General features: G+C 45.7%; 11 protein-coding genes and 3 pseudogenes. 8 read left to right on the top strand and 6 right to left on the bottom strand.

Annotation, left to right across the window (positions count from 1 at the left end):
• The 3 genes and pseudogenes from KOE27_RS26495 to KOE27_RS26485 all read left to right on the top strand — a co-directional run.
• Positions 1–1,431, top strand: a complete 1,431-nt coding sequence (locus KOE27_RS26495; RefSeq protein ID WP_215241882.1) for an ATP-binding protein — start codon at positions 1–3, stop codon at positions 1,429–1,431.
• Positions 1,432–1,438: 7 nt separating this feature from the next.
• Positions 1,439–2,101 carry a response regulator gene (locus KOE27_RS26490; RefSeq protein WP_215241881.1) on the top strand — a complete coding sequence of 221 codons (663 nt, stop codon included), beginning with the start codon at positions 1,439–1,441 and terminating at the stop codon, positions 2,099–2,101.
• A 3-nt stretch (positions 2,102–2,104) separates the two neighbouring features.
• Positions 2,105–2,206: pseudogene (locus KOE27_RS26485) on the top strand (helix-turn-helix domain-containing protein); the annotation flags it as partial.
• A 19-nt stretch (positions 2,207–2,225) separates the two neighbouring features.
• Here KOE27_RS26485 and KOE27_RS26480 read toward each other — a convergent pair.
• Positions 2,226–2,819 (bottom strand): sigma-70 family RNA polymerase sigma factor, encoded by a 594-nt coding sequence (locus KOE27_RS26480; protein ID WP_215241880.1) that lies wholly within the window; start codon positions 2,817–2,819, stop codon positions 2,226–2,228.
• 134 nt (positions 2,820–2,953) lie between these two features.
• Here KOE27_RS26480 and KOE27_RS26475 point away from each other — a divergent pair, with 134 nt between their 5' ends.
• From KOE27_RS26475 to KOE27_RS26465, 3 genes are all read left to right on the top strand, one after another.
• On the top strand, positions 2,954–3,985 hold the full coding sequence (locus tag KOE27_RS26475; protein ID WP_215241879.1) for a FecR family protein: 1,032 nt from the start codon (positions 2,954–2,956) through the stop codon (positions 3,983–3,985).
• Positions 3,986–4,196: 211 nt separating this feature from the next.
• Positions 4,197–7,772: a SusC/RagA family TonB-linked outer membrane protein gene (locus tag KOE27_RS26470; RefSeq protein ID WP_215241878.1), complete on the top strand. Its 3,576-nt coding sequence runs from the start codon at positions 4,197–4,199 to the stop codon at positions 7,770–7,772.
• A gap of 11 nt (positions 7,773–7,783) precedes the next feature.
• The gene (locus KOE27_RS26465) at positions 7,784–9,532 is read left to right on the top strand and encodes a RagB/SusD family nutrient uptake outer membrane protein (protein ID WP_215241877.1); all 1,749 of its coding nucleotides are present in this window, start codon (positions 7,784–7,786) and stop codon (positions 9,530–9,532) included.
• Between the two features lie 153 nt (positions 9,533–9,685).
• Here the strand turns inward: KOE27_RS26465 and KOE27_RS26460 are convergent, their stop codons facing one another.
• The 3 genes from KOE27_RS26460 to KOE27_RS26450 form a co-directional block, all read right to left on the bottom strand.
• Positions 9,686–10,828: an efflux RND transporter periplasmic adaptor subunit gene (locus KOE27_RS26460; protein WP_215241876.1), complete on the bottom strand. Its 1,143-nt coding sequence runs from the start codon at positions 10,826–10,828 to the stop codon at positions 9,686–9,688.
• A gap of 1 nt (position 10,829) precedes the next feature.
• Positions 10,830–15,197, bottom strand: coding sequence for a CusA/CzcA family heavy metal efflux RND transporter (locus tag KOE27_RS26455; RefSeq protein ID WP_215241875.1), 4,368 nt, complete (start codon positions 15,195–15,197; stop codon positions 10,830–10,832).
• Between the two features lie 97 nt (positions 15,198–15,294).
• The gene (locus KOE27_RS26450; RefSeq protein WP_229253000.1) at positions 15,295–15,672 is read right to left on the bottom strand and encodes a hypothetical protein; all 378 of its coding nucleotides are present in this window, start codon (positions 15,670–15,672) and stop codon (positions 15,295–15,297) included.
• An 89-nt stretch (positions 15,673–15,761) separates the two neighbouring features.
• On the opposite strand from KOE27_RS26450, the pseudogene KOE27_RS30110 reads away from it, so the two are divergent.
• Positions 15,762–15,959 (top strand): annotated as a pseudogene (locus KOE27_RS30110) (IS982 family transposase); the annotation flags it as partial.
• Between the two features lie 233 nt (positions 15,960–16,192).
• Here the strand turns inward: KOE27_RS30110 and KOE27_RS26445 are convergent.
• Positions 16,193–17,512 carry a serine hydrolase domain-containing protein gene (locus tag KOE27_RS26445; protein WP_215241874.1) on the bottom strand — a complete coding sequence of 440 codons (1,320 nt, stop codon included), beginning with the start codon at positions 17,510–17,512 and terminating at the stop codon, positions 16,193–16,195.
• A 343-nt stretch (positions 17,513–17,855) separates the two neighbouring features.
• Here KOE27_RS26445 and KOE27_RS30105 point away from each other — a divergent pair.
• Positions 17,856–18,041: pseudogene (locus KOE27_RS30105) on the top strand (IS982 family transposase); the annotation flags it as partial.
• Positions 18,042–18,127: 86 nt separating this feature from the next.
• Here the strand turns inward: KOE27_RS30105 and KOE27_RS26440 are convergent.
• Positions 18,128–18,796, bottom strand: a complete 669-nt coding sequence (locus KOE27_RS26440) for an IS4 family transposase (protein WP_229253061.1) — start codon at positions 18,794–18,796, stop codon at positions 18,128–18,130.
• Positions 18,797–19,023 lie beyond the last annotated feature (227 nt).

The following is a 19,023-nucleotide window of genomic DNA, read 5'->3' as shown; positions in this document are numbered from 1 at the left end:
ATGGAAAATGTGGATAAACGCGTAGCCGGAAGTCTTACGCGTTTTTATGTTGTGGCATTAATGGTGGTCGCATTTCTGACATTGGGAGGATTATTCCTGATCCGGAAAACCATCATGAGCCTCAATTACGACGGAAGGGTAGTCAATGTAGCGGGTAGGCAAAGGATGCTGAGCCAGCGTTTAACCAAACTTTCCATTCTTTCAATTGAAAGTATCCCACATGCCGATTCGGCTAGTTTTGACTCCCTGTTGCATGTCTGGAAAGAAAGCCATCAGCAGCTTGCAAGCCGGAGGTTAAAAATAGGGACCGAAGTGGTAACCTGGAAAAGCAGGCCGCTGGATGAAATGTTCAAAAGGCTTGATCCCGTTTTTGAGCAGATCTATGAGAGCTTCCTGGTGATTGGTAATCCGAAGTCGCCTCTTTCGGAAAAGCAGATCGTTTTGAAACTGATTCTGGAAAAGGAGCCGGTTTTTCTTGCGAATATGAATGAAATAGTATTTCAGTTTGACAAGGAAAGTTATGCGAGGCTCAAAAATCTGGAAACCATTGAATGGATCATGGACATCATGACCATACTGGTACTGCTGGCGGAAGGCTTGCTGATCTTCAGGCCCGTGGTGAATACCACCAAAAGAGCCATAAGGTTGGTGACCGAATCCGAAAGAGCACTGGCTGAATCTAATAAAAAACTGGAATCGTCTAATAATGAGCTTGTTAAAACACAAAAGGATATTGTAAGAATTGAGGCCGAAAAATATGAACTGCAACTGGCCGAGGACAGGATCAGGGCTGCGGCGCTGATAGAAGGGCAGGAGGAGGAGCGCAAACGTTTTGCCCGAGAGCTGCATGACGGGATAGGGCAGATGTTGACGGGGCTTAAATTACATGCGGAAAAGCTGATGCAGGTGCCATTTGAGGATGAAAAGCAGCGGTTACGGTTTGAACAGCTCGTAAAGCTCATCCAGGATATTATCCAGACCACCCGCCAGATTTCCTATAACCTCATGCCTTCGGTCCTGGGCGATTTCGGATTGAGCGCCGCCCTGAAATTGTTATGTGAGCAAACCTCGGATTCAACTGGCATGCAGGTCAGCTTTGAAGGAACCACAGAACGGATTACGATGCCTCAGCCGATGGAAATAGGGCTGTACCGGATAGCGCAGGAAGCCTTGAATAATGCTGTCAAACATGCAGAGGCAAGCCATATCGTGATCCAGCTGATCAGGCGGGAAAGCAAGATTATTCTGGTGGTTCAGGATGACGGGAAAGGATTTATAATCGGGAATCTGAAGGATCAGAAACATTCCTTCCTGTCGCAGAACGGAATCGAAAACATCAGAACCCGTACCGAACTGTTAAACGGCGATCTGGAGATAGAGTCTGAACTGAACGGAGGCACCCGACTGATTATTAAACTAAAACTGAACTGAGAGCCTGATGGTACCTATTCGTATATTGGTGGTTGACGATCACTCGGTTGTGAGGCAGGGTATTATCACACTCCTGCAGGACGAACCTGATATCCTCATTGTCGGAGAGGCTTCGGATGGCGATGAGGTAGCGGTTATGATTGAAAAAGTGCATCCGCAGGTGGTTTTGCTGGATTTAACGATGCCGCGTATGTCGGGGCTTGAGGTCATCCGGCAGCTTACACCGGTTTATCCCCGGGTTCGTATGCTCGTCTTCAGCATGCATAACAATCCGGATTATATATTATCAGCGGTAAGGTTTGGAGCTGCGGGGTATCTTTTAAAGGATGCCCGGAGAGAAGATATTCTGCACGCCGTGAGAAGCGTAGTGAAGGGAGATTTGTACTATCCACCAGCGGCATCTTCTGTCATTATTAAAAACCTGCTGAAAAAGGGGGCTAACTTGCCGGAGGTAAAATCAGCAGAGGATGGATCTAAGCCTTCCATCTGGAAAATTATTACGCCCAGGGAGCAGCAGGTGTTAAAATGTTTGACGGAGGGAATGAGTAGCAGGGAAATAGCCGAATACCTGGATATCAGCGCCAACACCGTAGCAAACCAAAGGTCGAGTATCATGAAGAAGGCAAATGTCAAAAATGTGGCAGAGCTGATCGGCCTGGCGATTAAATAGACACCCGTCGACGTATACCTCGAAGTTGGTTTTGAAAACCTATCACATTTTTCCAGCGCCTTTAAAAATCACTTTGGTTATCCTCCCCATACGATCGCTGCTTAGTAGTGGTCTGCCCAGGTTGCTATTTTGAAAACCATACCAGGAGAAGATAGGAGGAATAGCCCATACCCATACGAAGCAGCTTCAGGGATTTGCTGATGTGAAATTCGATCGTTTTTTCGGCCAGGCCCAAAAGCCCTCCGATTTCTTTATTGGTGAGTCCGCTGCGGCTTAATTCGAATACCTCTCTGGTTTTCTCTGGCAGGTTCTGAAGCTGAACCTGGTAGCTCTCGTTGGCCTGCCTGAAATTAATATACTCTTCCACCGCATTGGCAGAATAGGATACAAGCGTTTCGGGCTGCAGCACGCTCAGCGAAACCGAATCCCGGTGCAGCTGTTTTCTGTAATAGGAAATAATCCGGTTTTTGAGAGCTGAAAAGAGATAGCTGTTCAAGGCTTTCTCCGGATGAATGGTATCCCGGCCAGTCCACAACGCCACGAAAAGATCCTGTACAAGGTCCTCAGCAACAGTTTCATCCCCTGTTTTCCGGTATGCCAGTGCAAACAGGGAGGTTGAAAAGCGCCTGTGAACTTCCGCAAAAGCGCCTGCATCTGATTGAGTACTGATCAGCTGCCACAGTTGCAAATCGTCCTTGTCATGGTATGTAAAATCCATCCTAAACTTTTAAATAACATCCGCTTCAAATCTAAAAGTAAATATTTTTTTGAAATTCCGCCAGGGTTGTTGTTTGGTTGAACGTCTTATTTATAGAAGGACCAATGGGCTAAATAACAATTTAAAGAATTTATATGAACCAAAACTTTATTTCTCCCGAACTTCTTGAGCGTTATCTGAGCGGTACCTGTACGGAGGACGAAATTTTGTTGGTGGAGAGATGGTATGCGGGGATTCATAAGGCGGATGCTGATCATGCTTCCCAGCTTTTTAATCAGCAGGAACATTTTAAGAAAGTTCAAAATATGATCACTGTTCAGGCAGACGGTGAAGTCAGGCTCCTGCCGCGAGCCAACGGGCTTTCGATTACTTCCAGAACGCTTCGTTATGCTGCGGCCGCTGTCATTCTGATGTTAAGCGGGCTTTTAACCTATTTTTATCTCTCCGGCAGCCAGATGCGGGGGACTTTAATTTCTGGTGTTCAGGAGACTACGATCCGGAATGGTACTAAAAAAATAGTCCGGCACCATTTGCCCGACGGTAGTTCGGTGTGGCTCAATCCTCAGGCAACACTTTATTACAATGCACAGACTTTCACGCTTGTGGAAACCCGCGAGGTGCGGATAGAGGGGGAGGCATTTTTTGACGTTACCAAAGATCCGCTTCATCCTTTTCTTGTTAAAACCCAGGCGGTTGTAGTTAAAGTGCTGGGTACCAGCTTTAATGTAAAGGCCGATCCTGCAACGCAGCGTTATGTGGTAGCGGTTGTTTCCGGAAAGGTAAATGTATCAGCACCTGATAACAATACTTCGAAAAAACAGGTAGTACTGCTCCCCAGTCAGCAGGCCGTTTTTGAGGTAGCTACCGGTACACTGAGCGCAAGTACCTTAGTACCTGTGGCAGAACGGGTGGAAACCTGGCAGCCAGCCTCACTTACATTTGAGGATGAGAAACTAGGAGAAGTTGCCCAAAGGCTACAATCGAGGTTCGGAGTTCAGATACGGCTGGATAACAACAAGCTGAATAACTGTCTGGTGAAGGCGACTTTCGAAAACAATCGCTTGCCGGAGATTTTAGAAACACTTACCCAAATGCTGAACGCCTCCTACGAAATGGATGGTAACAACATCCTGATCAAAGGCGAAGGCTGCGAAAGTGCTATTTAACTAATATCAACGCGTAAACCCATCATCCACAGCATATTTTATCAATCCCAAATCTTTCTAATATGACCAGACAACCAGGAGAATTTTTGTACTGCTTGTGAAAAACCGGAAGTGATTGCAGCACTTCCGGCATCAAATGAAGCATGTCCTAACTTTATCACTTTCAGGTGAGAAGAGCATTTTATTGTCCACTTAATTAATCCCAAAATTTATGTTTTTTTTACGAAAAAGCAAGACAGCGTACTATATTATGCGATTATCGCTATTACAGCTACTGATTGCCGGATTGTTTACGGCCATTGCAAGTGCCCGAAATTCTGATGCCCAGGATCTTCTGAAACGCCCGGTTACCGTGCACCTTAAAAATGTGACGCTGCACGAAGCGCTTCATGTACTCGAGGAACAAACCAAGGTCAGGTTTGCTTACAGCCGGAGCATTATTCCGGTGAAAGAGGTGATCAGTCTCCATGCAGAAGCTCAGTCACTGGCGACTGTTCTGGATCAGTTGCTAACGCCCCTGAACATTGAATATCAGTCGGTAAGAGGGCAGATTATGCTCAAGCAGGGTGCCAGAGTAATGACACCCGCTCCGAAACAGATTCAGCCGAAAACGGTAATAAAGGACAATACCGAGGCACATCTGGATCTGAACATTTCTGGCCGGGTGGCTGATGAAAAGGGTGAAGGATTGCCCGGCGTAAGCATCATTATAAAAGGTACTCAGAAGGGTACCACAACGGATGTGGAAGGAAAGTATACCATTTCCGTTCCCGACGAACAGTCGTCTTTGATTTTTTCGTTTGTGGGCCACATATCACAGGAGGTTATCGTAGGAACCAGAACGCAGCTGGACATCACGCTCAAACCCGATACCAAAACATTGGATGAACTGATCGTGGTAGGATATGGTACCCAAAAGAAGGTAAACCTGACCGGGGCGGTGGATCAGGTCGGGACAGAGTATTTTGACAACCGTCCCACGCCAAATGTGGCCCGAAGCCTTCAGGGAGCGGTTCCCAATTTGAATATCAAGATGACGGACGGGAAACCCACAAGAGGTGCTACTTATAATGTGAGGGGTACCACCTCCATTGGGTCGGGCGGAAGTGCACTGATTCTGATCGACGGCGTGCCCGGAGATCCCAATACCTTGAATCCCAATGATATTGCCAGTGTTTCTGTTTTGAAGGATGCTTCTTCTGCCGCCATATATGGTGCAAGGGCGGCTTACGGGGTGGTGTTGATCACAACCAAAACACCGCAGAAAGGCAAAGTTCAGATCAAGTACTCCAGTAATTTTTCTGTAAACCAAAGAACGGTAACACCGGACCTGGTGACAAATGGATACCAGTGGGCTGCAAATTTTGACGAGTCATACTCAAGCTGGTATGATTACCTGTCGCACCCTACCACGGTTGATAATAAAGTGGCTTTTTCAGCGGCTTACCTGGATTCACTAAAATTTCATAACGACAATCCTGGTCTGCCGCAGTACTCCATTGACCGCAGCACAGGCAATTATGTCTATTATGCCAATACCGACTGGATGAAGGAGTTATACAAAGATTCCAACCCGTCAACGGAGCATAATATTTCTGTAACAGGAGGGAGTGAAAAGGTTACCTATTCCATCTCGGGAAAATATTATAACCAGGGCGGCATATTCAGGTACAACACCGACAAATTCAATCGCTACAATCTCAGATTCAAAGGCAGCGTTAAAGCGACTGACTGGCTCACCATTTCCGGACTGTCAGATTTGTCCAGCTACAATTATTACTACCCATTGAGCAGTCTTTCAAAAGCAGGTGTGAGCGGGATTTGGAACACCCTGTCTCAGACCGGCTTCCCATTTATGCCTTTGCTGAATCCGGACGGCAGTTTGTCTATTAGCGGAGCATATTCTATAGGTGATTTTTACTATGGTAAAAGTTATTCCAAGTCGGGGCAGACCTTCCTGAGAAACTCGCTGAATTTCGATGCTACGGTTATCAAAAACAAGCTGAGCATCAAAGGTGATTTTTCATACCTCTATACCAATACCACGGATCAGAAAAAATATTTTACAGTACCGTACAGCATCCGGCCCAACGAGCTTATTACCTCTGGATTGAATTACATGTCTAATAACGAGATACTTAATAAGCATTATGTGGGTAATATTTATGCCAATTACAACCAGGATTTCAAGAAACATTCTCTGGGTGTGATTGCCGGCTGGAATGTGGAATACGACGACATCAGTCTGCAGTATGTACAGCGTGACGGTTTGCTGGTGGATGATCTTCTGGATTTTAACCTGGCCAGCGGGACCAATTATAAGCTTACGGGCGGGGGAAGCAGCTGGGCCACCTCGGGCCTTTTTTACCGGATTAACTATGCATTTGCAAACAAGTATCTGGTAGAATTTGATGGACGTTATGACGGCTCCTCCAAGTTTCCGTTGAATCAGCAGTTCGGTTTTTTTCCGTCGGGGTCGGTAGGATGGAGGGTGTCGGATGAAAACTTTATGTCTTCCACTAAAAGATGGCTGAACACATTGAAATTAAGAGGATCCTATGGTTCGCTGGGTAACGGAAATATTGATCCGTATACGTTCCTGGAAACCATTACACCGCAGGCTTCCACCACCATCGTGAACGGTACCTATGCCACCTATATCCAGAATCCGGCTGTCATTCCGAACCGCATTACCTGGGAAAAAGCCACAACGCTTGACCTGGGTGTGGACGTCGATGTTTTTCAGCATCGGCTTTCAGCAACTTTCGACTGGTACCACCGCAATACTACCGGTATGATCACAACCGGACAAGTCCTGCCTGCTGTATTTGGAGCAACGGTTCCCAAGGGTAATAATGCCGACCTGCTTACAAAAGGATGGGAATTATCCCTTACCTGGTCAGATGAAATTGCCATGAGAAAGCCTTTGAAATACAGTGTAAGACTTACTCTTGCGGATAACCAGTCGGAGATTACAAAGTTCAACAACCCCACGAACACCCTGACATCCTACTACAAGGGACAGAAGATCGGGGAAATCTGGGGATTTGAAACAGAGGGCTTTTTTACTTCTCAGGGAGATATTGATAGCCACGCCAATCAGAAATATGTTGTGGTATCCAACAGTAATAAAATCTTACCGGGAGACCTTAAGTTCAGAGATCTGGACGGTAACAAGGTCATCAACAACGGCAGCAACACGGTTAATGATCCCGGAGACCGTAAAATTATCGGTAATTCTTCCATCCGCCTGCCCTACGGGGTAACGACCAGCTTCGACTGGAACAACTTTTCCCTTACTGCGTTTTTTCAGGGAGTGGGCAAGAGGGACTGGTATCCTTCCACGGAGTCTGCCTATTTCTGGGGGCATTACAACCGCCCTTACAACCAGATGCCAACTTCCACGCTTGACCGCTGGACGGAGGACAACCCGAGCCAAAGTGCTTATTTTCCACGGTACAGAGGTTACACTGCATTGTCGGGCACAAGAGAGCTTGCACTCACGCAAACCAGGTACCTTCAGAACGCAAGTTATATCCGCCTGAAAAACCTTACGCTGGGTTATTCCATTCCGACGGACATTGTGAAGCGTATCAAGCTGAACGCGGTACAAATTTACTTTACTGGCCAGAATCTGTGGACTTATTCGCCGATGTACAAGCATAACCGCAATTTCGATCCGGAAGTCATCGAAGGTTCGGACCAGGAGGTGAGCGCGTCTCAGGGAGATGGAAACAGTTATCCTATGTTGAAATCATATACAATTGGATTAAATCTGACATTCTAAAGATCTTTAAAATGAAAAATTATTTTTTAAAACTCATATTCCTGGTTTGTGCAGGAGCACTGTTTTCGTGCGAGGATTTTCTCACGAAGGACCCGAAAGATAAACTTACCGCTGACCAGGCTTTTGCCAGCGAGGCTACTTTACAGTTGTATATCAACGGGCTCTATGCCAATATGCTGCCCGCGGCACCTGCTATTTATTCCGGTGACGTAATGACGGATATCACCGTACCTACGGTAGTGCCGGACTATCTGCTTGCAGGTAATATCACCGAAAATAACGTAACCGGCTGGACCTGGACCAATCTGCGGAACCTGAACTATTTTATCCAGAATAACCACAATGTAAATATTTCGGCTGCGGCCAAGAACCACTATTCGGGGATTGCAAGGTTTTTCAGGGCTTATTTTTACTTTGGAATGGTAAAACGTTTCGGGGACGTACCCTGGTACAATACCACGCTTGATGTTGCGGATTCCACGTTGTATAAGGCTCGCGACCGTCGTGAAATGATTATGGATTCGGTGCTGGCAGATATCAATTTTGCCTGTAATAACATTTATGCTACTAAAAATACAACAGGCAGCACAGTTACCAAATGGGTAGCACTTGCCCTGAAATCCAGGATATGCCTTTTTGAAGGGACCTTCCGGAAGTACCATACCGAACTTTCCCTGACAGGAAATCCCAACGACTGGTTCGCGGCAGCAGCCGATGCCTCACAGCAACTCATGAGCAGCGGACAGTACAGCCTGGTAACCGGAAACGCCACCAGTGCCTACCGGTCACTGTTTATTAACGAAACCCCTAATACGCAGGAAATTATTCTGGCTTCGGTATATAATAATTCATTGCAGAAGTGGCATGCGTCTACCTATTGGTATAACAGCCCGACAACAGGAAGCAGGCTAAGTCTGGACAAGCATTTTGTTAATACCTACCTGAATATTGACGGCAGCAGGTTTACCGACAAAGCCGGGTATGATACGCTTACCTATCAGCGGGAAATCGTTAACAGGGATGCCCGGCTCGGGCAGACAGTTCGGCTGCCGACTTACGTACGGTCGGATGGGTCGCTCGGATTTCCCAACTTCAACGTAACTATCACGGGCTACCATACCATGAAGTTTTCCCTTGATAATCCTTATTACGACTCACGCTCGGAGAGTTATAATTCTATTCCGATTATGCGTTATGCCGAAGTCCTGTTAAATTATGCCGAAGCAAAATCTGAGCTGGGAACTCTCACCGCCGAGGATTGGGATAAAACAATCGGGGCTTTAAGGAAACGTGCTGGTATCACCAACACGGCACAGCCCACCGTAGCCGATGCCTACCTTCGGGCCAATTTTTACCCTGGCATTTCGGATCCCGTATTACTTGAAATCCGCCGGGAACGAGGAATTGAGCTGGTAGGGGAAGGCTTCCGTTTTGACGATTTGCTGCGCTGGAAAAGTGGGTCCAACCTGGAAAAGGTCTATACAGGTATGTACGTTCCGGGGCTTAATCAGCTGATTGATCTAAACAGTGACGGTAAACCCGATGTTTGCTTTGTCTCTTCAACACCGGCTTCCACGGTTTCGGGTGTTGTATATGTTAACATCAACGGTACCGTAAGCAAGCTTTCAGGTGGTACCAAGGGGAATTTATTATGGAACGTGAACCAGGTTAAAACCTTTGGCGACAACCGGTATTTTTATCCGATTCCCTATTCAGAAATCCAGCTGAATCCTAAACTCACCCAGAACACCGGCTGGTAGCAGTGGCAAGTTAGGACAACAAGCAGTTTTCCGCTGTTTGTCTGGTTATCTTCCCTTATCGGTTGCAGTCGTATGGTTATGATGGGTGAGGGGAGATGTTCTAAATGGTTAAATTTGGTACGGGCAAGTGGTGACGTTGCCCGTACCAAAAACTTAACTTTCTTCGGTATTCTTGATTTTCATCAGCAGGGCATACGCATTCCGCACCACAAGCCGGGTGGTTGCCTGAATACCCTTCCCACTGATCTGCAGCCTGCCTTGATGCACCGGGCCGGGCTTTATTTCTACCATTTCAAATTGTCCGTTACCACTTTCGGTGAATACGTAATAGCGGTTGTCCCACCGTACCACTGCCTCTTCCGGCACCGTCAGTGCGTCGTGGCGGGATACGAATACTTCCCCGTTCATAAACATGCCGGGAACAAGTTCAGGGCTGTATCGCTCAAAATGGCAGTGTACTTCGGCCATGCGGTCGGCATCAAGGTTTTTAGCGATCAGAATGATCTCTGCCATGAATTTTTTCTCTGGTGCCGCATTGGTATAGGCAACTACTTTTTGTCCGATGGCCAGCGCGGACAGGTCTTTCTCAAACACGTTCAGTGAGAGGTGGATATCACGCGGATCTACCAGCTCGAAAAGCATATCGGTAGGTGAAGTATATTTCCCCACGTTTACATTCACTTTTGATACAAATCCGTTAATAGGCGACATTATGGCAACGCTTTTGGAAATATTGTCCGGTTTCAGCTTCGCCGGGTTAATTCCGATCACCTCGAGTTTCTGGGCCAGCGCGCTCATTAATATGCGCTGTGTTTCCATTTCGGCCCGTGCTTGCTGGAAAACCTTATCACTGCTTGCTTTGCTTGCATTCAGGTCGCGCTGGCGTATAAACTCGCTTTCGGCCAGTGTGAATTTTTCTTTCGCTGTTAAATAATCCTGCTGTAGCTGAATAAACTGCATATCTTCCAGTTCTGCCAGTACCTGACCTTTTTTTATGTGCATGCCCGGAAGCATCCGGGTGGATTTCAGGTAACCGCCAAGCGGGAAGCTGAGACTTACGGTACTTTGCGGGGGTACATCAATTTTCCCCTGGAGACTGAGGCTTCCGCTTACTTTTTCCCGAACAGGGGTACCTATCTCCACGCCAACGGTTTTGAGTTGAGCGGTGTTGAAGGATACCAAAGTGTTTCCTTTTTGCTCCATTTGCGGCTGACGATGGTTATCCGGTTCTTCATTTTTGGGCTGACTGCAGGATGCCCAGAGCAATACGCCCAGGCTGAGAATATATGGTTTCATCTTATTGATTGTTAAGTCTTAAAAGTTGGATCACAGACTGGTTGTAATAATGCAGGATATCCAGGTATTCGCTTCGGATGGCTATGGACTGGTTGACCAGCAGGACCCACTGGAGATAATTAATTTCCCCAAGGCGGAGTTGTTCGCTCGCCGCGGCGATGATGGTATCCGAATGGCTCAATCCGTTGCCTTCGTAGTACTGCAGGCTCTGCTGGTATTTTGCGATTTGGGCCAAAGTAGTACTGCGTTCGGCCTCGAGCCGGAGGATAGCTTCTGCTTCGTATTTCTGACTGCCTTGAAAATCAATTTTAGCGGCAGCAGCCTTTGCCGACTGGGCCTTAAAGAAAATCGGTATCCCGATTCCCGCTGACCAAAAACTGAAACGGGCACCACCATTATAATAAATATTTTGCTCGTCCACGGTCTGATTTCCAATGATACTCTGGTTATTGTAACCCACCGTAAAATCTGGCAGGAGTCTGGCTTTCTCAGTCTTCCAGCGGTATTCTGCGGCCTGTCTTTCACTTTGGGCAAGGACAACAGCCGGTGATGCTGTTACCGTTCCTGTAGAGTCAGTCTTTGTAAGAATATAGCTGATACGCTGTGGTACGATCTCCGGTACATAGCTCACAGTATCCTGTAGCAACAGATTGAAATGCCGTTCGGTTATTGCCAGATCTCCTTGCAGCAGATTTAGCTGGTTGGTAATTTGCTGGCGCTGGGCCTGAGCGGCCGTTTTTTCCAGAAGATTGGCCTCGCCTTTTTCAAAACGGAGGTTGGATTTATCTTCAAAAATTCTGAAAATGCTGTCGGCATAGGTCAGCAGCTTTTTTCGGCTTACCAGTGACTGATACTGATAAAAAAGCAGTCGGACATTGGCCCGTATTTCTTGTTCCGACAGTCTGGTTTGCGCCTGCGCTGCTTCAAAGTTTGCTTGCAGTACCTTTTTCTGATGCATATAAACAGAAGGAAAGGCAAAGCTCTGGCTGACCCCGATCCGGTTATCGTTGTGGATACTGTTAAAACGACCGTATTCCGTGTCCAGGATGGTTTTGGGTAAATCAAATCCGCTATCTTTCCTGCGTTCTCCGGCTTTTTCATTCAGCCTTGCGCGCTGTATCTGCAGGTTCTTTTGCCCCGCTATTGCAATAGCCGTGTGCAGGCCGACAGGCTTGGCCGGAGATTGTGCCCATGCAGGCGTTGCCAGTAGCAAAAGGAGTAGGATAGCGGCTGGTGGTCCCAGGAAATGTTTTTTGCTTTTACCTTCTACAAGCAGAAACAATGCCGGCAACACAAATAATGTGAGGATGGTGGCGGTGATCAACCCACCTATTACCACTGTGGCCAGCGGGCGCTGCACTTCCGCACCAGCCCCATTGCTGAGGGCCATGGGGAAGAAGCCTAGTGAAGCCACGGCGGCAGTCATGAGTACCGGTCTTAGCCGGTTACGCGTCCCTGTGAGTACGAGATGGAGCGGGTCAGTGATGGTACCTTCTTTTTTGATCCGGTTAAATTCTGAGATCAGCACGATCCCGTTGAGTACTGCCACACCAAAAAGCGCAATAAAACCAACCCCCGCAGAAATACTAAAAGGCATATCACGTGCCACTAAGGCCAATACGCCGCCGATCGCAGAGAGGGGTATGGCCGTATAGATCAGCGCTCCCTCACGTACAGAAGAAAATGCGAAATAAAGCATCATGAAAATAAGTAACAGGGCGACAGGAACCGCAATGCTCAGGCGGGATTTGGCCTGCTGTAAATTTTCGAATGCTCCTCCGTAAGTAATACTATACCCCGCCTCGAACTTCATTTTGGAGTCTACCTTTTTTTGAAGCTCTTCTACGATCGATTGCACATCGCGCCCCCGAACGTTGAAACCAACGATGATACGGCGACGGGTATTTTCGCGCTGGATCTGATTCGGGCCTTCAATTTCGCCAATCTTTGCCACCTGGTAAAGGGGAATTTGCATACCTGATGGAGTGGAGATCAGGAGATTCTGTACGTTTTCTAAATTTTTCCGACCTTCTTCTCCCACCCGTACAACGAGGTCGAAACGTTTTTCTCCTTCGTAGATCCGCCCGGCAGCGGCTCCGGCAAATGCCGCGTTGATAGTCCGGTTGATCTCGTCAATATTCAGCCCGTACTTTGCTATTTCGTGCCGGTTGAATTCAATTACAATTTGCGGCATGCCGGTAACTTTCTCTACGTACAGGTCAGCGGTGCCTTCGACGGTACGGGAAATGGCGCCGAGCTGATCGGCATAACGGCTTAGTTTATGCAGGTCTTCTCCGAAAATTTTACAGACGACATCCTGCTTGGCACCGGTCATCAGTTCGTTGAAACGCATCTGAACCGGGTATTGAAAGCTGGTGGATACACCCGGTACCACTTCCTGTGCGGTTGCAGCCATTTTTTCTGCGAGTTCGGAGAAGTTTTTGGCGCTGGTCCATTCCTTTTTGTCCTTTAGGACGATCACCATATCTCCGCCTTCGATCGGCATAGGATCCGTTGGGATTTCGGCGCTTCCTATTCGGGAAACTACTTTTTGTACTTCGGGATACTCTTTTTGGAGCCGCTCCGAAATACGGTTGATCGCATGAATGGTGGTACTCAGGTTGGTGCCTACAAGCAGGCGGGTTTCTGTTGCAAAATCTCCTTCTTCGAGTTGCGGGATAAATTCACCCCCCATTTGCATAAAAATATAAATGGTAATACCGAAAAGAAAAAACGCAGTGGCCACCAGGCTTTTCTTAAACTGTAATGCTCGGGTCAGCAGCTTTTCGTATCCGTTTTCGAGGCGTGTCATCATCCGGTCCGATATGCCGGGCTTGTTGGTTATTTTCTTGCTGATAAACAGAGCGCTGATCATCGGCACATAGGTAAGAGAGAGAATAAAGGCACCCAGTATTGCAAAGGAGACGGTTTGGGCCATGGGCTTAAACATTTTGCCTTCGATACCGGAGAGGGAGAGGATGGGCAGGTAAACGATCAGAATGATGATCTGGCCGAATACCGCAGCATTCATCAGCCTTGAAGCTGAGCCGGTTACTTCCTTGTCCATTTCCTCCTGGCTGATCCGGGTGACCGAGGTGTATTTTTGCGAATGGTGAAGATGGTGTAAGATCGCCTCCACAATGATCACAGCTCCGTCTACAATCAAACCAAAATCCAGCGCCCCCAGACTCATCAGATTGCCACTTACCCCGAAAAGATTCATCATGGCCACTGCAAACAGCATGGATAACGGAATGACCGACGCCACAATAAGTCCTGCACGCAGATTGCCAAGAAACAGTACCAGAACGAGCACCACAATCAGTGCGCCTTCCAGCAGATTGGTTTGTACCGTGCCAATCGCGTTGTTTACCATCTTGGTGCGGTCCAGAAATGCTTCTATTTCCATTCCTTCGGGTATGGTTTTCTGAATTTCGGCTATGCGCGCTTTCACATTTTTGATCACGTCCGAAGAATTCCCGCCTTTCAGCATCATTACAATCCCTCCGGCCACTTCACCTTTTCCTGCCATGGTCATGGCACCGTAACGGATGGCCGAACCCTGGCGTACGTCAGCGATATGCCCGATCAGCACAGGTGTACCATTGCTGCTGGTTTTAACTACGATATCCCGGATGTCCTCATAAGAACTGGCAAGCCCTATACTTCGAATATATAGTACCGCAGGACCTTTTTCTATGTAGGCACCGCCGGTATTCTGGTTGTTACGCTGCAGTGCAGTAAATACATCGGTGATTGTCAGGCCTGCGGCCTTGAGGCGCGTCGGGTTCACTGCCACTTCATATTGTTTCTGGTCGCCGCCAAAGGTGGAAACGTCCGCCACACCCGGCGTACCTAATAACTGACGGCGAATGATCCAGTCCTGGGTCGTACGAAGGTCGGCGAGTGAGAACTTTTTTTCGTACCCGTCTTTTGGCTTCACCACATACTGGTATATTTCTCCAAGCCCGGTTGTTACAGGCGCAAGCTCCGGTTTGCTGGCATTTTCGTTCATTTCAACCTGGGCAAGCCGCTCGGTAACCTGCTGGCGTGCCCAGTAAATATCTGCTTTGTCGTCAAAGACTATGGAAATGAGCGATAATCCGAAGCGCGACATGCTACGGCTTTCCTGAAGTCCCGGAATATTACTAATGGCCTGTTCAATAGGAAAAGTAATGAGTCGTTCTACGTCCTCTGCCCCGAGGGCAGGGGCGGTGGTGATCACCTGTACCTGGTTATTGGTAATATCGGGTACGGCATCAATTGGCAACCGGGTAACTTCAAATACGCCGTAGGCAACCCACAGCAGCATGAATATCCCAATCGCCAGTTTATTTCTAACTGAAAATTGAATGATCTTATCTAACATGATGAATTTTGTATATACATGGCAAATGTCTATGCGCGCATCAGGCAGATGCACGCATAGCGGACAGGACGCGGGAGTCCTGTATATATGTCATGTTTCAGGCTTGCGGCGGGCGGAAGAGTGAGCCTAGTGCAGCATTATAATGTCCCTGCGGTCTTTCGGGGCCATAGTTAACTTTCACCGGCCATCCGGGACTTTTGAATTGGAAAGAACTGATACAAGGGAAGAAATCGAGACTGGTGTGCTGAATTTCAAATTTTTTAAAGGGCAGTTGCATGTCCTTTTCATCGTCATTGTCGTTGATATCCTCACCCCAGTAGTGCATGGAGAGGAAATCCATGAAACTAATTTCCTGGTTGAGCGCCTTGTGCTCAACGAAATGGGTGACCAGTGAAGGGATTTTGAAAATCTGGTACAACGAAGTCGTATCCAGAATCATTACCCATAACATGATATGTATCATCAGCTTTTTCACGCTGCTAAGGTAGGCCCGGATTGTTGTTTATGCAAGTATCCGGGCCATATTAGGGCCTTTTTCGCTCGCAAGAGGCAACCTGTCGGATACGAAAAACGCTCAAGATAATCGAAACGCTTTTCTCGCAACTCTGCGACCAACAACTACTGAAACGGAATTACTCGAAGACATTAGATGGACTATTTGCCAGAATTGTAGCCAAAAGAGCATCCGTTTCAATTTTGAAAGCAATCAACTCACTGGCGAACAAGCCGCTTGGGCGAATCAAACATGCGCTGCTTCGTTAACCGCACAACAGGTTCTTTTTAGTTTCTGTCATAATTGAAAATTTAGTTTTTACTTATTTTTTTGTCTGTTTAATTGTGTCTGTGTCGCTACAATGACCGATGACGGTTTGCCGCCTTGCGAAGGCGGGGATTTTTAGCACTCAATTTCATTAGATGCACGAAAATTGAATTTAGCACTTCACTTTCATAGAAGCAAGAAACCCCCGATTTTGCAAAACGGCTGTTATGCACAGTTATTCTTTATTCATTTCAACTTTCATACCGCCTTGATTTAGTATCATTTTGTTTTCTTCGGGAAGAAATTCAAGTTGTAACCTTGCTTGGTCAAATTTGAATTTGTTTGTTTCAAAGGCTTCTAAAATAAATGCAGGTTGTCCTGTTCCTTGTCCTTTCAGCGTATTTCCCTCTTTTGTAATTGATATTTTTAAAGGGAAATTTGGACTCGAATATGTTCCTAAAAACTTGTTTAAATCTTCTGATTTAAGGCTAATTGTATTGAAAATTGGAAATTCATAATCTTTGCCGTAAATGATACTAAAAATTCCTATTGCAAAATCGTTGTGTGGAAAGCGTTCTCCGTTAATAGCAAAAGCTAATCCTAAATTGTCTTTGTCGTTGTAAGAAACTAAGGAATGTGTACCGTAGGTGTCTCCACCGTGTCCATAAAAAACATTTTCGTAAAAAGAAATAAACATAAACCCTCTTCCAAAAGCTTCTTTTTGAGTATAGTCGGATTTCATTTGCTCGACACTCTCTTTTTTTAGTATTTTGAGTTGAAATAAATTATACAAAAAGATGTTTAGGTCTTTTGTTGTAGAAACAATATCTCCAACCCCAACAACATTTGAAAAGTCAAAGTCTGTAATTTTTTCCCATTTATCGTTGTAGCCATAAGAGAGAAATATATTTTTTGTTTTTGGGGTTATTGATGAGAAGTTTTTAAGATTTAGAGGTTTGGCAATTTTTTCTGCAACGATTGTGGCATAATCTTTCTTGTTTAATTTCTCCACAATTTTTCTTAATACATAATACCCCGAGTTGGAATAGGCAATTCCTTCGTTTGGTTGAAAGGCGACACCTTGTTCAATGATTTCTTCAAAAATTTCATTTTCGCTTACTTTTTTGGTTAGCCAAAATATGCTGTCATTCTTCATCGTAAAATCACCTAAGCCGCTGGAGTGTTCTAATAAGTTTTTGATTGTAATTTTATCAGAACTTGGAATATTAGGATAAAACTTTGATAGTTTATCGTCCAAACGTAACTTGCTATTTTCAATGAGTTCAAAAATTAAAGTTGCTGTAATCATTTTGGTTATTGAGCCAATTTGATATTTCGTTTCAGCGTTGTATTGAACATTTTCAAGTTTTGATTGTCCGAAACTTCTGTTGTAAACTTCTTTTCCTTCTTTGAAAATGGAAACACTTCCAATTCCTCTGTTGCTGTTTTCGATGTGGCTGACAAAACTGTCAATTTTTTGAACATCAATGTTCTGGGCAAAAATCGGCAAACTGAATAAAAAGGTTGTTACTGTTGTGATAAGTTTTAATTTCATTTTGCGTAGTTGTTTATAATTGTGCATAACGTTTTCGGCCGTTGCGTTCGGGCGGGTTTCGGAGCACAAAACTGTCAACCTGCACTGAACTTGATACGAAGCACCAAGCTCCAAGTTTGCACTTCACCCCGCCTGACGTAAAACCGTGTATGTGCCTTGCTAAGGTATACCATTGATGGGAGAGAAACAAGGCCTCCTACAGCCCGTGACGGACACTGGCTGTAAACCACCCGATGGTGCTGAGATAGTAATGACTCGTTGTACTGTTGAAATTGTGGAAGAAAAGATGTGCATTTTTTTCTGAATTTCAGTAAGTTATTATGGGCTTCAAACCATATTAACAATGCACAATCTAAGGGCTAATTTCAAAAAACTTTTGACTACCGCCAAATCAGTTTTTCAAGGCGACATCAATGAGCAAGGTAATTTTCAATTTTACCCAAACAAGCCAAAAATGTCTGACATTGAGATTGTTGCGCTTTCATGCTTGGCAGAATCCTTGTCCAAAGACTCTGAGAACTGGCTCTTTTAGTTATAAGTCGCATCGGCACTTTGAATTTTTCTCCTACAAACACCTCCATGTCCAGATACTTTTGTTTTTGCGCTTTTAGCTTTTCAATTATATCTATAGTGGTTATTCGCTGATACTTTTTCCCTTCTCTCACATAAAAAATTCCATTGCGACTTGGCTCTGCTGATATAATAAATCTTCCTTTCTTGCAGTTCAAGAAAGGTTTTAGGATAAAGATAACCCAAATCTCTTATCAATAGAGACCGTTTTGGCACTGTTTCAATCTCTTTCAAACCTTCCGTTACATCGCTGTCTAAAGCTGATCCAACACGCATCTGTGTTATCTTGCCCGACAAAATATCGTACTCAAATTGAACTTGTGCAATCGCCTCTCTACCAGGGCCGTAGCCGGGAAATTTATCAGCGACGTTTTTAGACAATTTGAATTCTGTACTATCCATTAAACGTATCTCTGTAAAGTGCTTCCCTGCCCCTTTTAAGTTGGCCTTCTGACTGATTTGTTTTGCAAGCCCTTCTTCAACCAATTTTTTGAGCATCGTCTTTAAGTTCTCATTGAATCGCTTGTCGACCCCTTGCTTAGATAGTGATTTGTTGATTTTAAGCTGAAAATCAATACAATAGTCCGTTAAGGATGGGCTTTTGTTAATACTCAAAAGAAACGCAGTTTCCAAAAATGACTTAGGTGAAATCTTCGACTTTCGTTTCTGAAAACCCGATTCCCTGGCTAAAACTTCAAGATTTTCATCTGAAATAAGTTTTGATAAATAAGTGGAGAAATTTTTGACTCCACGTTCTAAAATTGACTTCGATTTCTTTTCCTATGTCTTAAGTTGACGGCTATGGAGAGGACACAAACGATGGCGGGAAAGTCAGCCTGTTTTCGCCTGATCAAATACCCGGTGGAAAGAATAGGACCTTTTAGCGGTATCGCCGCATGATCAGAGACAATGGCCAAAAAAGAGTAGTAATGAGCGCTTTA

The organism is Dyadobacter sp. CECT 9275, from assembly GCF_907164905.1.
Lineage (GTDB): Bacteria > Bacteroidota > Bacteroidia > Cytophagales > Spirosomataceae > Dyadobacter > Dyadobacter helix.
Note: the sequence above shows the minus strand (reverse complement) of the source record. Positions and strands in the feature narration are given on the sequence as shown.

What these genes read in the sequence shown, in the direction of transcription:
- KOE27_RS26495 (WP_215241882.1), top strand. Translation starts at nt 1, where the DNA reads ATGGAAAATGTGGATAAACGCGTAGCCGGAAGTCTTACGCGTTTTTAT.
- KOE27_RS26480 (WP_215241880.1), bottom strand. Translation starts at nt 2,819, where the DNA reads ATGGATTTTACATACCATGACAAGGACGATTTGCAACTGTGGCAGCTG.
- KOE27_RS26470 (WP_215241878.1), top strand. Translation starts at nt 4,197, where the DNA reads ATGTTTTTTTTACGAAAAAGCAAGACAGCGTACTATATTATGCGATTA.
- KOE27_RS26490 (WP_215241881.1), top strand. Translation starts at nt 1,439, where the DNA reads ATGGTACCTATTCGTATATTGGTGGTTGACGATCACTCGGTTGTGAGG.
- KOE27_RS26465 (WP_215241877.1), top strand. Translation starts at nt 7,784, where the DNA reads ATGAAAAATTATTTTTTAAAACTCATATTCCTGGTTTGTGCAGGAGCA.
- KOE27_RS26475 (WP_215241879.1), top strand. Translation starts at nt 2,954, where the DNA reads ATGAACCAAAACTTTATTTCTCCCGAACTTCTTGAGCGTTATCTGAGC.
- KOE27_RS26455 (WP_215241875.1), bottom strand. Translation starts at nt 15,197, where the DNA reads ATGTTAGATAAGATCATTCAATTTTCAGTTAGAAATAAACTGGCGATT.
- KOE27_RS26460 (WP_215241876.1), bottom strand. Translation starts at nt 10,828, where the DNA reads ATGAAACCATATATTCTCAGCCTGGGCGTATTGCTCTGGGCATCCTGC.
- KOE27_RS26445 (WP_215241874.1), bottom strand. Translation starts at nt 17,512, where the DNA reads ATGAAATTAAAACTTATCACAACAGTAACAACCTTTTTATTCAGTTTG.